9 protein-coding genes are annotated in these 14,844 nt (G+C 70.1%); all 9 read left to right on the forward strand.

Annotated elements, in window-relative coordinates; genetic code table 11:
* The first annotated feature begins 464 nt into the window (after window positions 1-464).
* The 9 genes from ACFXI3_RS45500 (at window position 465) to ACFXI3_RS45540 (ending at window position 14,735) form a co-directional block, all read left to right on the forward strand.
* A complete protein-coding gene (locus tag ACFXI3_RS45500) occupies window positions 465-1,958 on the forward strand; it encodes a pyridoxal phosphate-dependent decarboxylase family protein (protein ID WP_378408336.1) in 1,494 nt (497 codons plus the stop codon).
* Window positions 1,955-3,247: a lysine N(6)-hydroxylase/L-ornithine N(5)-oxygenase family protein gene (locus ACFXI3_RS45505; RefSeq protein WP_378408338.1), complete on the forward strand. Its 1,293-nt coding sequence runs from the start codon at window positions 1,955-1,957 to the stop codon at window positions 3,245-3,247. Before ACFXI3_RS45500 ends, ACFXI3_RS45505 begins: the two co-directional genes overlap by 4 nt.
* Window positions 3,244-5,037, forward strand: coding sequence for an IucA/IucC family protein (locus ACFXI3_RS45510; protein WP_378408340.1), 1,794 nt, complete (start codon window positions 3,244-3,246; stop codon window positions 5,035-5,037). Before ACFXI3_RS45505 ends, ACFXI3_RS45510 begins: the two co-directional genes overlap by 4 nt.
* Window positions 5,034-6,347 (forward strand): glutamine synthetase, encoded by a 1,314-nt coding sequence (locus ACFXI3_RS45515; RefSeq protein ID WP_378408341.1) that lies wholly within the window; start codon window positions 5,034-5,036, stop codon window positions 6,345-6,347. The genes ACFXI3_RS45510 and ACFXI3_RS45515 overlap by 4 nt, the downstream gene beginning before the upstream one ends.
* A gap of 84 nt (window positions 6,348-6,431) precedes the next feature.
* The gene (gene sthA, locus ACFXI3_RS45520) at window positions 6,432-7,844 is read left to right on the forward strand and encodes a Si-specific NAD(P)(+) transhydrogenase (RefSeq protein ID WP_344267408.1); all 1,413 of its coding nucleotides are present in this window, start codon (window positions 6,432-6,434) and stop codon (window positions 7,842-7,844) included.
* Window positions 7,845-7,920: 76 nt separating this feature from the next.
* Entirely contained in the window at window positions 7,921-9,867 is a 1,947-nt protein-coding gene (locus tag ACFXI3_RS45525) for an intein-containing Rv2578c family radical SAM protein (RefSeq protein ID WP_378408342.1), read from the forward strand.
* An 820-nt stretch (window positions 9,868-10,687) separates the two neighbouring features.
* Complete coding sequence (gene aspS / locus ACFXI3_RS45530) at window positions 10,688-12,484, forward strand: aspartate--tRNA ligase (protein WP_378408343.1); 1,797 nt, start codon at window positions 10,688-10,690, stop codon at window positions 12,482-12,484.
* Between the two features lie 52 nt (window positions 12,485-12,536).
* Entirely contained in the window at window positions 12,537-13,478 is a 942-nt protein-coding gene (locus ACFXI3_RS45535; protein WP_378408344.1) for a DUF389 domain-containing protein, read from the forward strand.
* Between the two features lie 69 nt (window positions 13,479-13,547).
* Window positions 13,548-14,735: a phosphotransferase gene (locus ACFXI3_RS45540; protein ID WP_378408345.1), complete on the forward strand. Its 1,188-nt coding sequence runs from the start codon at window positions 13,548-13,550 to the stop codon at window positions 14,733-14,735.
* Window positions 14,736-14,844: the final 109 nt, after the last annotated feature.

Consider the following 14,844-nt stretch of genomic DNA (forward strand, 5'->3'; position numbering starts at 1 on the left):
GCAGCGCGCCCGGCCCGGGGGGCCGTGCACGCTGCTCCTCGACACGCCGACGCGATCCCGCGTTTCGGTCCAGTTGGTTGGGTGCGGGTGGGAGTGATCGCGGACTGGCTGGGCCGCTCGTGATTCATGGCGGCGTTTGGTCCTATGTGGACAATGGGTGACGACGTCGGTGCTGGCGACGGGCGGTGGTGGTTTCGAGCGGGTGTGGGGGCTGGTTTTGAAGCGCTGAGGTTTCCGAGAACGGCCGGTGCTCCTTGCGGGGTGCCGGCCGTTTTTGTGCGGGGACGGGCTGGGCGGTCGCCGGTGCTGCGGCGTTTGGGGGAGGGGGCGCCTCCTGAATGGGCGACGCGTCGGATGCGGTTTGCCCAGGATGCTGGGCATGGGCTGCCCCGGTCGCGGGCTGTCGGTGGGTATCCGTATTGTTGCGCAGGGTAAGGCAAGGTTACCCTAAGAAAGGCGGTTCCATGGCGGATGCGCCCTCAGTGCCGGCGGCCTCCCGGTCCGGCGTGGCTTCGGCGGAGTGGCTGGCCGGAGGTTTCGGCGGCGCGGACCGGCTGGCCCAGTTGCTGCCCGCGGCATTGCGCGGGATGGCGGCGGGCACGGCGGAACGCGGCGGTCCGGTTCCGGCCGGTGGCCCGGCCGCGGTGGCGGCGGCGCTCGCCCGCGGCCAGTCCTCCGGGCTCGCGCGGCACGGAGTGGGCGCCGAACAAGCCCTGGAAGAGCTGTCTGCCCTGCTCGCCGCCGGATCCGCCGATCCCGCCGACCCGGCGTGCGCCGCGCATCTGCATTGCCCGCCGCTGGCGGTTTCCGTCGCCGCTGACGTCGTCGCCTCCGCGCTGAACCCGTCCATGGACTCCTGGGACCAGGCCCCGGTCGCGAGCGAGATCGAGCGCGAGTTCACCACCGGCCTCGCCCGGCTCTGCTACCCAGACGCCGCCCGTCCAGACGCGGTCATCACCTCCGGCGGCACCGAATCCAACCTCCTCGGCCTCCTGCTCGCCCGGGAATCCGGTGTCATGCGACCGGTTTGCGGGGCGAATTCGCATCACAGCGTCGCCCGCGCGGCATGGCTGCTTGGGCTCCCCGCGCCGGTCGTGGTGCCGTGTGCGGACGACCGGATGGTGCCGTCCGCGCTGGCCGAGGCGTTGGCGCCGCTTGGCGCGCAGGCCGTAGTCGTCGCGACCGCTGGCACCACGAACACCGGCCGGATCGACCCGTTGCCGGAGATTACCGAGATCTGCCGCCGGACCGGAGCGCGGCTGCACGTCGACGCGGCGTACGGCGGTCTCGCGCTCTGCAGTGAAAGCCTCCGCTCCCGTGTCGCTGGTCTGGAGCTGGCCGACTCGGTCGCACTTGACCTGCACAAATTCGGCTGGCAACCGGTCGCTGCTGGCGTCTTCGCAGCGCGCGCCGAGACTGATCTGCAGGCGCTCACCGTCCGTGCCGAGTACCTCAACGCCGACGACGACACCGAAGCCGGACTGCCTGATCTGCTCGGCCGTTCGCTGCGCACGTCCCGGCGTCCGGACGCGTTCCGGATGGCGGTCACGCTGCGCGCGCTCGGCACGTCCGGGATCGGTGCGCTGGTGGAACGCTGCTGTGCCAACGCTTCCGGCGTGCACGCGATGGTCGAGGACCATCCTGCGCTGCGGTCTTGGGGAGCACCTGAACTGTCCACAGTGGTCTTTCGGCCGGTGGCGGCGGACGAGTTGCCGGGGTCGGCTGGGGACGACCTGGTCGCGCAGGTACGGCGCACGTTGCTGGAAGACGGCACCGCGGTGATCGGCCGCGGCGCGTTGCCGACCGGTCCGGACGGTGCTTCGCAGCTGTGGCTCAAGCTCACTCTCCTGCATCCGCACACCAAACCCGCTGACTACCGGACGCTGCTCGACGCGGTGGACACCGTCGCCGCGGACCTGCGCATGAGCGTCACGCGGGAAAGCCCGGTCGCGTCGTGAGGCGCTACGACGTCGCCGGGGTCGGAATCGGGCCGTTCAACCTGTCTCTGGCCGCGCTGGCGGATCCGCTCGACCAGTTGGAAGTCGTGCTGTTCGACGCGCGCCCTGAGTTCCGCTGGCACCCCGGGCTGCTCCTGGACGGCGCGACGCTGCAGGTCCCGTTCCTCGCCGACCTGGTGACGCTCGTCGACCCGACCAGCCGCCATTCCTTCCTCAACTACCTGCGCGAACGCGGCCGGTTGCTGCCGTTCTACTTCGCCGAGCGGTTCCATCTGCCGCGCGCCGAGTACGACGATTACGGACGCTGGGCGGCGTCCCGGCTGGCGTCGTGCCGGTTCGGGCACGAGGTCGCCGGGCTGCGTTGGATCGACAGCGAGGAGGCGTTCGAGCTGACCGTCAAGGGCGCGGAACCGGTGCTGGCGGCGGCGGTCGTGCTCGGCGTCGGCACGCAGCCGAGCGTGCCGGAACCGTTGCAGCCCTTGGTTTCCGCGTCCGACGTGCTCGCGCTGCACTCCGCGGACTACCTCGCCCGCCGATCCGAGCTGCTCGCAGCGGATTCGGTGACGGTCGTCGGTTCCGGGCAATCGGGAGCCGAGGTGTTTCTCGATCTGCTGCGTTCGCGGTCCACTATGGACGGTCTGCGCTGGCTCGCGCGCACTAATGCCTTCGCGCCGATGGAGTACTCGAAGCTCGGCTTGGAGCAGTTCACCCCGGACTACACGGCGTACTTCCACGGCCTTCCCGAAGCGGTCCGCGACCAGCTTCTTCCGACGCAATGGCAGCTCTACCAAGGGATTGACGCCGAGACGATGGCCGAGATTCACGACGAGCTGTACCGCCGGAGCATCGGCGGCGGCTGGCCAGGTGCGGTGCTGACGCCGGGCGTCGAGGTGGTGTCCGCGACCGTCGGCGACGGGATCGAGCTGGGGCTGCGGCATGTCCAGCAAGGAACAACCGCGGTGCATCGGACGTGCGCCGTGGTAGCTGCCACCGGCTACGCGGAGACGCCGACCGGGCCGCTGCTGGAAGGTCTCGGCCACGCGGTCCGCCGCGACGCCCAAGGGCGGCTCGTGATCGGTGCCGACTATCGCGTCGAGCTCGACGTGCCGGGGCCGTTGTTCGTGCAGAACGCGGAACGCCACACGCACGGCCCCGGCGCGCCGGATCTCGGGCTCGGCGCGTGGCGGGCCGCGGCGATTCTCAACGCGGTATGCGGAAAACCGGTGTACGACCTGCCCGAACGGACGGCGTTCACCACGTTCGGCCTCGACCAGACGGAGGACCAGTGACCCTGACCGACGACGCCGCTTGGCGGGCCGCGGGCTCGCTCGTCACGCACAAGATGCTCGGCGAGTTGTCCTACGAAGCGATGCTGGTGCCGACGCCCGGCGAGCCGACGCGGGCGGGGCATCGCAGCTGGCGACTCGACCTGCCTGGCGACGTTTCGTACCGCTTCGAGGCACGCCGAGGCGCGTTCGAATCGTGGACAGTGTTGCCCGGCAGCGCAATCCGGCTCGCCAACGGCTTGGAGACTCCGGCGGACGACCCGCGCACACTGGTCGTCGACGCGCGGGAACGGCTCGGGCTCACCGGCCTCCGGCTCGCTGACGTCCTGGCCGAGCTGACCTCGACAGTCGCCAACGAGGCGACCCGGCTGCTCCGCGCACCGACCGCCGCCGCACTGTCCACGATGGACTACAACCTCGCCGACGGCCATCTCACCGGCCATCCTCGGCTGGTGCTCAACAAGGGCCGCGTAGGGTTTTCCGCCCGCGACCGCGCGCGTTACGCGCCCGAGTCCGGCGCCGACATCCGGCTGCGCTGGTACGCCGTGCATCGCGATCTCGCGCAGTTCCGCAGCGTGGCCGGGCTCGACGCGGAAACTCTGCTGCGGGAGGAACTGGACGACCAGACCCGCGCCGAGTTCACTGCCCGCACGGCTCGTCTCGGAGCTCTCGCCGACTACGTCTGGGTGCCGGTGCATCCTTGGCAGGCGGACGAAATCATCGGCACGCTTTACGCCGCCGAACTGGCGACCGGCCGGATGGCCGAGCTGGGGGAGAGCGGCGACGTCTACCGTCCGCATCAGACCGTACGGACCTTGGCCAACCGGTCACGGCCCGGCCGCCGTGACGTGAAAACCGCTGTCTCCGTGCGCAATACGCTCGTCTACCGCGGCCTGAACTCGGCGGCGACGCTCGCCGGGCCGTCGGTCACCGAATGGCTGCGCGGGATCGACGCGGCCGACCCGCTGCTGTCCGGGAAGTACCGCTTCGAGCTGCTCGGCGAGGTCGCGAGCGTTTCGGTGCGGCATCCGCTGTTCGGCTCGCTGGAGGAACTGCCGTACCGGTTCCACGAGACGCTCGGTGCGTTGTGGCGCGAGCCCCTCGTCGCCCGGCTCGCCGACGGGGAGCAAGCGATTTCGTTCGCCGCGCTGCCGTACCGCGACGCAGCCGGCGAGACCGTGCTGACCAGGCTGATCGCGCAGTCCGGTGACGGTGCGGAGGCGTGGTTGTCGCGGCTGTTGGACCTGCTGCTCACACCGTTGTTGCATTGGCTGCTCCAGTACGGCGTCGGATTTTGCCCGCACGGCCAGAATCTGGTGTTGGTGGTGGACGCGGACGGGCGCCCCTTGCGCGTCGCGATCAAGGACTTCGCACAGGGCGTCGACCTGATGGACGAGGAACTGCCCTGCTACGCGGACCTTCCGCCGGACGCCGATGCCGACATGCTGCGCTGGCCCGCGCACCTGCTCGCCCAGTCGTTGTTCAGCTCCGTCTTCTCCGGTCAGCTGCGGTTTTGGGCGGAGTTGCTGCTGGATGATCTCGACCTGGCCCGCGGCGACTTCTGGGCGTTGGTGCGCGAGGTGGTCGGCCGCTATCGCGACGAAAACCCTGACGTGGCTGAGCGATTCGACGCTTGCCGGCTGTTCGCGCCGGACGTCGAACGCGTCACGCTCAACCGTGAGCACCTCGCCGGACAGGGTTTCGACAAGGTCGAGCGCGACGACGAGTTCGACGTCCGCTGGGGCCGCGTGCCCAACCCGTTGCACGCGCCCGACCCGGACGGTGCCTGGTGAGCCCGTTCGACCGTCCGGCCGGGCCGCGATCGCTGGCCGTACGCGCGGAAGCGGGTTCGGCGGCGGCGGAGGTGCTGCGTCGGGTGCTGGCCGAGGACGGCGCTCGGCTGATGCTTTTGGTGCCTGATCCGCACGCGCGGTTCGCGGCGGTCGAACTGGCCGCGCCGTTCGCCGCCGAGGTGCTGGACAGCGGATACGGCGTGTGCAGTTACATCTTCGCTTGGACGCCGGAGCGCGAGCCGCTGCCGGAGACCGGCCCGCTGAAGCCGTATCTCGGCGGGTTCGGCGACCTGCGCGTGCACCTCGACGCGGCGACGGCGTTCCCGCTCGGCGACCAGACCTGGGCGGTCGTCGGAGACGCGGCGTTCCCGTCCGGCGAACCAGCGGGGCTCGCACCTAGGACGGTGTTGCGGACGCAGCTGGCGCGGTTGGAAGAACACGGGCTGGTTCCGTCGATCGGGATCGAGCACGAGGTGGTTTTCCGGAACCTGGAAGGAGATCCGCTTACCGGGCACGGCGTGGACTACGCCGTCGGCGGCACCGAACGCCTCGCGCCGCTGCTGTCCGATCTGCGCTCCGCGACGGCCGGTCTCGGCGAGGAATCGGCGCGGGCGGAGTGTCACCCGGGTCAGTACGAGGTCGTCCTGCGCCATCGTGACGCGCTCGCGGCCTGCGATGATGCGTTGTTGCTGCAGATGGCGACCCGGCGGGTAGCCGCCGCACATGGTGTGCGGGCCGACTATCTGGCCGCGCCGGAGGCCGGTCAGGGGAATTCCTGCCACGTCCACCTGTCACTGTCCACTTCAGACGGACCGGTCGGGTTTCCGTTCGCGTTGGGCGCTTTTCTGGCCGGAGTGCTGCGGGACGCGCGGGCGTTGTCCGCGGTGTGGGCTCCGACGTGGAACAGCTACGTCCGGCTGCGCACCGCTCCGTTCTCGCCGCGCGAACTGCGCTGGGGGCCGGATGACCGGACGTCCTCGATCCGGCTGTGCGGGTCGTCGTCCGCGCCACGGCTGGAGTTCCGCTTCGCGGGTGCGGATGCCCAGCCGCACCTGGTCGTCGCCGCGCTGATCGCCGCCGGTACGGCTGGTCTGGCCGAGCAGCTGTCACCGCCTGACGCGGGTGTTCTGAGCGGACAGCTGGCGTCGTCGCCGTGGGAGGCGTTGGCGCTGCTGGAGGAGGGGCGAGTCGCCGCGTTGCTGGGGGAGGACGTGGCCGCGCAGCAAGCAGCTTTGCTGCGCGAGGAGCTCGACGCGGCGCTCGGGTCAGTCGCCGATCTCCACCGCCGCCGGGGCGCTTTGCGGTCCTGACCAGCTGAATTGGTGCTGACAAGCCGGTGACGACCCGGTCGTGAGGACTTGCGCGGACCGCCGCGAGTGCGCAGGCTCGGGGCCGTGAGCGAATACGAGTACGACCTCATCGTCATCGGCTCGGGCCCGGGAGGGCAGAAAGCCGCCATCGCGGCGGCGAAACTGGGGAAGAAAGTCGCCGTCGTCGACCGGCACGACATGGTCGGCGGCGTGTGCGTCAACACGGGCACCATTCCGTCCAAGACACTGCGCGAAGCCGTGCTGTACCTGACCGGGATGAACCAGCGCGAGCTGTACGGCGCGAGCTACCGGGTGAAACAGGACATCACCATCGCGGACCTGATGGCGCGCACGCAGCACGTCATCGGGCGCGAGGTGCAGGTGGTGCGCGCGCAGCTGCTGCGCAACCACGTCGACCTGATCGGCGGCATCGGCTCGTTCGCCGATCCGCACACCGTCCTGGTCGACGGCAAACACCGCGGCGACCGGCGCACGATCACCGGCGATTACGTCGTGATCGCGACCGGCACCCGTCCCGCGCGGCCGGACCACGTCGACTTCGACGCCGCGCGCGTGCTCGACTCGGACGAGATCCTGGCGATGGAGACGATCCCGTCCTCGCTGGTCGTGGTCGGCGCGGGGGTGATCGGGATCGAGTACGCGTCGATGTTCGCCGCGCTCGGTTCCCGGGTGACCGTGGTCGAGCAGCGCGACCAGATGCTCGACTTCTGCGATCCCGAGATCGTGGAATCGCTGAAGTTCCAGCTGCGCGACCTCGGCGTCACGTTCCGGTTCGGCGAGAAGGTCGCGAACGTCGCGGTCTCCGACGACGCCACCGTGACGACGCTGGTCAGCGGCAAGCGGATCCCGGCGGACGCGGTGATGTACTCGGCAGGCCGCCAGGGCATGACCGGCGCGCTGACGCTGGAGAACGCGGGCCTCGGCGCGGACAAACGCGGCAGGCTGGAGGTCGACGAGCACTACCGGACTTCGGTCGAGCACGTGTACGCGGTCGGCGACGTGATCGGCTTCCCGGCGCTCGCGGCGACGTCGATGGACCAGGGTCGTCTCGCCGCCTACCACGCGTTCGGCGAGCCGGCGAACGACATCGGCGCGTTGCAGCCGATCGGGATTTACACGATCCCGGAGATCTCGTATGTGGGTGCGACCGAGGCTCAGCTGACGTCGTCGTCGGTGCCCTACGAGGTCGGCATCGCGAGGTACCGGGAGCTGGCGCGCGGCCAGATTTCCGGTGACAGCTATGGGATGTTGAAGCTGCTGGTGTCGACGGCGGACCGGAAGTTGCTGGGAGTGCACGTATTCGGCACCGGCGCGACGGACCTCGTGCACATCGGACAGGCGGTGATGGGCTGCGGCGGGACGGTGGATTACCTGGTGGACGCGGTGTTCAACTACCCGACGCTGTCCGAGGCGTACAAGGTGGCGGCTCTCGACGCGACGAACAAGATCCGCGCCTTGGAGCGGTTCTCCGGCTGAGCTTCCGCCTCGCTCGTTCGAGGGGTGTTCGAACATATGTTTGACACGGCTTTAGAACATGTGTTCGACTGTTGGGGTGCGTTGGGAACAGTTGCGAGCGGGGAAGGAGGAGCCGGCACTCCCCGGTCTCGGTGCCTTCGGGGATGTGGTGCGCTCGGTGCGGGCGCCGGAGTTCGGCGGCGTCACCTTTCACGAGGTGCGCGCCCGGTCCGTGCTGAACCGGGTGCCCGAGTCGTCCGCGGTGCCGTTCCGGTGGTCGGTCAATCCGTATCGCGGGTGTTCGCACGCGTGCACGTACTGCCTCGAAGGCGACACGCCGGTGCTGATGGCCGACGGCCGCTCGAAGCCGATCGCCGACCTGCGCGTGGGCGACCGGATCATGGGCACGCGCGGGCACGGCGTCGCGCGCCGGCTCGTGCCCACCGAAGTGCTCGCGCACTGGACCACGGTGCGTCCGGCGTACCGCGTCACGCTCGACGACGGCACGCGGATCGTCGCCGGACCGGACCACCGGTTCCTCAGCGCGCGCGGCTGGAAGTACGTCACCGGCAGCAAACTCGGCACCGCACAACGTCCGCACCTGGAACCCGGCACGGAACTGGTCGGCGCCGGCCGGTTCGCCCGCACGCCGGACGACACGCTCGGCTACCGCGCGGGGTACCTCTGCGGAATGCTGCGCTCCGGCGGTTTCGCCGCGGAATCGGACGCCGCCTCGCGAGCGCTGGCCTACCTGCCCGATTTCGGCTCGTCAGTGGGCTTCATGCGCATCCCGAGGGAGCCGGACGCCCACTGGGCGCGCGGATTCCTGGCCGGACTGTTCGACCTGGCCGGCGGCTACCGGCGCGGCACGCTCTCCATCGCGCACGACGAGAACGAAGTGGTGGACATGCTGTTCGCCGCGCTGGACCGGTTCTCGTTCGGCTACGACACCGTCGGCCACCGCCAGCACCCCGGCCGCAGGCAAGCCCGGCTCACCGGCGGCACCGGCGAGGTGCTGCGTTTCCTGCACCTGGTCGACCCGGCGGTCCAATGGAAACGCTCGCTGGACGGCACCGTCATCGGCGGCGTCCGGCGCACGGTCACGAGCGTCTCGCCGCTGGGGCTGGAGCTGCCGCTGTTCGACATCACCACGGGCACCAGCGATTTCGTCGCCGACGGGATGGTGTCGCACAACTGCTTCGCCCGGAACACCCACACCTACCTGGATTTCGACGCCGGCCGGGATTTCGACACCCAGGTCGTGGTGAAGGTCAACGCCCCGGAAGTGCTGTCCGCGCAACTGAAACGCCCGAGCTGGCAACGAGAACCGGTCGCGATGGGCACGAATACGGACCCGTACCAGCGCGTCGAAGGCCGGTACCGGCTGATGCCCGGGATCATCCGCGCACTCGCCGATTCCGGGACGCCGCTTTCGATCCTCACCAAGGGCACCATGCTGAGCCGGGACCTGCCGCTGCTGGAGTCGGTGAGCAAGGACATCCCGGTGCACCTGGCAGTGTCACTGGCCCTGCTGGACGGCGACCTGCAACGCCGCCTGGAACCCGGCACCCCCACCCCGCGCGCCCGCCTGGACCTGATCCGCAAAGCCGCCGAGGCAGGGCTGCCGTGCTCCGTGATGGTCGCACCGGTGCTGCCGTACCTGACGGATTCGCCCGAGGCGCTCGACCCGCTTTTCGCCCAACTCGCCGAAGCCGGCGCGACCAGGGTGACGGTGCTGCCGCTGCACCTCCGGCCAGGCGCGCGGGAGTGGTTCGCGGAGTGGCTGAAGCGGGAGTACCCGGAGCTGGCCCCGCGATACCGCCGCCTGTACGCCAGGGGAAGCTACGCCGACCGCGGCTACCGAGAACGCCTGGCCACGGTGGTCGCCCCACTGCTGCGACGACACGGGCTGGACCCTCGGGCGCCTCGGGCGCATTCGGAAACCCGGGCTGAGCCGGACCGGCCAGAGGAAGCCCGGGCCGCGGATGCGACGACGATGCCCGAACAACGAGCGGGGGAGGCGGAGCAACTGCGGCTCTTGTGACTTGCCGGGGGGCGTGTGGCTTGCTGGTGGCGGCGCAGAGCTGGCCCCGCCGCAGGGAGCGGCTGGCGATCCCGTGACGCGGGCGTGCCGTGGCCAGCCGTGCGATTGACGCGGGCGTCCTGGAGGCCGCCGTGCGATTGACGCAGGCGTCCCGGAGCCAGCCGTGCGATCCCTGCGGCGAGGCGGCCGATCGGACAAACCCTGCTTCGGCGCGGGCGGGCGGGCCCGGGGGCCGCCCGCCCGCGGATCGCTGCGAAACGCGCGGCGACCAGCGGGCCATCCCGCGTCTCCACGTGCAGCGCCTGCCTGCCCCTCCCGCTAGCCCGAGCCACCTCATCGAGCCCGCCCCGCCAGCCGAATCTGTCGCCGCGCGTGGCCAGCTCTGCCATCTGGGCCCTTGCTGCCTCCGGCCACGCGGCCTGACCTAGCCCGCGTCACCGTGGACCGCTCCCGCCTGCCTTTGCCGCTAACCCGAACCACCCATCGAGCCCGCTCCACCAGGCGAATCTGTCGCCCCGCGCGTCCCGCGCTGCCACCTGAGCACTCGCTGTCGTCCCGGCCGCGTGGCCTGACCTAGACCGCGTAACCCCGCGCACCTCTCCAGCCCCGCCTCTCCCGCTAACCCAACTCACCCCTCCACGCCCGCCCACCGCCAGAACCCGCCGCCCCTCCACACCCGCCCCCACCACCCGACCCAAACCTGCCCGCGCCCCTCAACACCGGGTTCGTTAGCCTCTGTATCCGGCGAAATGCGTGCTCGGCGAAACACCCGGACACGCCGCCGCACCCGAACTTCGTGGACCTAGGGAGAGCAGTCGCAGTGCTCCGCACTCATCAAGCCGGCACTCTGCGTGCCGGGCAGGCCGGTCAGACCGTCACCCTCACCGGCTGGGTGGCGCGGCGGCGCGATCACGGCGGAGTCATCTTCATCGATCTCCGGGACGCCAGCGGCGTCGCGCAGGTCGTGTTCCGCGAGGGCGAGATGGCCGAGCGCGCGCACGCGCTGCGCTCCGAATTCTGCGTGAAGGTCGTCGGCGAGGTGTCGCAGCGGCCGGAGGGCAACGCGAACCCCGACATCCCCACCGGCGACATCGAGGTGCTCGCCACCGAGCTCGTCGTGCTGTCCGAGGCCGCTCCGCTGCCGTTCCCGATCGACGACCGGGTCGACGTCGGCGAGGAGGTCCGGCTCAAGTACCGCTACCTCGACCTGCGCCGCAGCGGTCCGGCGGCCGCCATCCGGCTGCGCAGCGAGGTCAGCCGCATCGCGCGCGAGGTGCTGCACGGGCAGGACTTCGTCGAGATCGAGACGCCGACGATGACCCGCTCCACCCCGGAAGGCGCCCGCGACTTCCTCGTGCCCGCGCGGCTCAAGCCCGGCTCCTGGTACGCGCTCCCGCAGTCGCCGCAGCTGTTCAAGCAGCTGCTCATGGTCGGCGGCATGGAACGCTACTTCCAGATCGCCCGCTGCTACCGCGACGAGGACTTCCGCGCGGACCGGCAGCCCGAGTTCACCCAGCTCGACATCGAGATGAGCTTCGTGGAGCAGGACGACGTCATCGCGGTCGGCGAAGCGATCGTGAAGTCGCTCTGGAAGCTGATCGGCCACGAGATCGCCACCCCGATCCCGCGGATCACCTACCGCGAGTCGATGGCGAAGTACGGCTCCGACAAGCCGGACCTGCGCTTCGACCTCGAGATCACCGAACTCACCGACTTCTTCGCCGACACGCCGTTCCGCGTGTTCCAGGCTCCGTACGTCGGCGCGGTCGTCATGGCGGGCGGGGCCTCGCAGCCGCGCCGTCAGCTCGACGCCTGGCAGGAGTGGGCGAAGCAGCGCGGCGCGAAGGGCCTGGCGTACGTCCTGGTCAACGAGGACGGCACGCTCGGCGGCCCGGTCGCCAAGAACCTGTCCGAGACCGAGCGCGCGAACGTCGCGGAGGCCGCCGGCGCGAAGCCCGGCGACTGCATCTTCTTCGCCGCGGGCAAGGTTTCCGCCGCCCAGCCGCTGCTCGGCGCCGCACGCGACGAGATCGGCCGCAAGCTCGGCCTGATCGACGAGGACGCCTGGTCGTTCGTGTGGGTCGTGGACGCGCCGCTGTTCGCGCCGGTCGAGGACATCGGCGACGACGTCGCGGTCGGCTCCGGCAAGTGGACCGCCGTGCACCACGCGTTCACCTCGCCGACCCCGGAGTGGATCGACAAGTTCGAGCAGGACCCGGGCAACGCGCTCGCCTACGCCTACGACCTCGTCTGCAACGGCAACGAGATCGGCGGCGGCTCGATCCGTATCCATCGCGAGGACGTCCAGAAGCGCGTGTTCGCGCTGATGGGCCTCGGCGAGGAGGAAGCGCAGGAGAAGTTCGGCTTCCTGCTCGAGGCGTTCCAGTTCGGCGCGCCCCCGCACGGCGGCATCGCGTTCGGCTGGGACCGCATCGTGATGCTGCTGGCCAAGGCCGACTCGCTGCGCGACGTGATCGCGTTCCCGAAGACCGGCGGCGGCTACGACCCGCTCACCGCGGCGCCCGCGCCGATCACCGCGCAGCAGCGCAAGGAAGCCGGGATCGACGCGAAACCGGTTGTCCCGCAGAGCAAACCGGCTGCCGCACAGGAGAAGTAGTGGCCGCGGACAGCGTGTCCGTCGAAGGTGCCCGGCGGGGCGGGGTGGGCTAGTGCTGCACCTCAGGGCGATCTGCCCGCCGGAGCGCACTGACGAGACGCTGGAGCTGCTGCGCACCCATCCGGGCGCGGCGCACCTGATCGTGCACCGCGGGGCGTCCGTCTCGCCCGAGGGCGACCTCATCGAGGCGGACATCGCGCGCGAAGCGGCGGACGACATCGTCGACGCGCTGTGCACGCTCGGTCTCGACCGCAGCGGCGGCATCACCATGGAATCGCTGGACACAGCGCTTTCCGATGCCGCCGACGCGGCCGAGGAAGCCGCTCCCGGCGAGGGCGCGGACGCGGTCGTGTGGCAGGAGCTGCTCGGCCGCACCGGCGAGGAATCGCGGTGGAACGCCACGTTCCAGGCGTTCCTCGCCATCGCGTGCCTGCTCGCCGCGGTCGGCGTGCTCACCGACTCGTCGGTGACGATCGTCGGCGCGATGGTGGTCGGGCCCGAGTTCGGCCCGCTCGCCGCGATCGCGGTCGGAGTGGTGCTGGGCCGCTGGGACCTGGTGCGCCGGGCCGGGGTGGCGCTGGCGGTCGGATTCCCGCTCTCCATGGCGATCACGCTGCTCGGCGTCCTGCTCGGCAGCACGGCCGGGCTCTTCGACCCGCACGCGATCGTCAACAACCACCAGGTCGATTTCGTGTACCAGGTCGGGCCCGCCTCGTTCGTGGTGGCATTGCTCGCCGGGGCGGCCGGAATGCTCGCGATGACGTCGGCGAAATCGGCCGCGCTCGTCGGCGTGTTCATTTCGGTGACGACCGTTCCGGCGGCCGGTTACGCGATGGTCGCGGCCGTCGCGGGGCGGTGGGACCGGGCCGGTTTTTCGGTGCTGCAGCTGCTGGTCAACCTCTTCGGAATCGTTCTTGCTGCGGCCATTGTGCTGATAGTTCGCCGACGCAAGCAACGTTCCGAGGCATTGCTGCGTCCGCTTTCCCGTGGGTGAATCCGGGCGCGTCCCGGCGCCCGGAACGTTGTGGTCATGGTTGCTCAGTCACGAGTAGGGTCGGTGACAATGACAGTCGACACCTCCTCCGCCGGCGACGCCGGAGTCCGGGCGGAAGCCGGGGAACTCGCCGTCGCCGCGGCCGTCGCGGCGGGCGAGGCGGTGCTCACGCGCCGGTTCGGGAGCGCGATCACGCTGGTTTCGCCGGAGCATCTCTCCGGCAGCGGTCCGGCGACAGTCGTCCGGGCGAGGGTCGTGTCGTCCTCGTTCGCGCTGCCGCGGACTTTGGTGGTCAAGCACTATCCCGATCCGCCGGAGCCCGGTCGGGTCGATCCGTTCGCCCAGGAAGCCGTGAGCTATCAGCTGTTCACCGCGTTGGCTCCGGACGAGCGGATGTGTCCTGAGCTGCTGGCTCACGACGGCGGGCATCGGGTGCTGGTGATCGAGGACCTGGGCCGGGCGCCTACTTTGCAGGACAAGCTGGCTGCTCGGGACTCTCGTGCGGCTGAGCGGGCTCTGTTGTCGTGGGCGCGGTCGCTGGGGCGTTTGCACGCCAGCACTGCCAGTCGCGAGGCTGATTTCAATGCTTTGCTGCGGCGGCTGGGCGGGCCGGTGCGAACCGACAACGACGGTTTGTCGGGGCTGGCTGACGACGTTGAAGAGCTTCTCTCCGAGCTGCTCGACGTGCCGGTTCCGGAGGCCGTCCGCGAACGGGTCGGCGAAGCTGTCGCCCAGGCTCGGTCGGCTGCCTTCCGGGCGTTCAGCCCGGTCGAGCTCGCTCCGGAGAACAACCTGGTCACCGGGTCCGGGGTGCGGTTTCTGGACTTTGAGCGCGGGCGAGTCCGCACTGCGCTGGTGGATGCTTCTTGCCTGCGGTTGCCGTTCGTGTCCGATCCGCGTGCGATGGCGCTGCCTGCGGGGATGAGCGAGGCGATGATCGCTGCTTGGCGGGCTGAGATCGTTGACGTGTGGCCGTCGTTCGCGGATGACGTCGAGCTGGCCAGGCAGCTCACTGTCAGCGAGATGTTGCAGGTCTGGCAGGTGACGCGGGATCTGCTTCCGCATCTTGACTTGAGCAGGCATGCCACGCCGGTCAGCCGGGAGGCGGCGCTGGTTACGTGGTGGCGTGAGCTGGCTCGGCATGCGGGTTATTCGCGGATGACTGAGGTTGCTGAGCATTCGACGCGGGTTGCTGCTGCGCTGGCTGCTCGGTTGGGGCCGCATGCTGATTTGGCGTTTTATCCGGCTTTTCGCTGAGTTCTTGTGGTGGGTGGGGGCGGCTCGTCGCCTGGCGGCGACATTGCGCGCCTTGGTTGCGTGGGGCACCCCGAAGCTTGATTGTGCTGACGGTCTGGGGGTGCTTGTC

The organism is Amycolatopsis sp. NPDC059235, from assembly GCF_042754125.1.
GTDB classification, from domain to species: domain Bacteria; phylum Actinomycetota; class Actinomycetes; order Mycobacteriales; family Pseudonocardiaceae; genus Amycolatopsis; species Amycolatopsis albidoflava.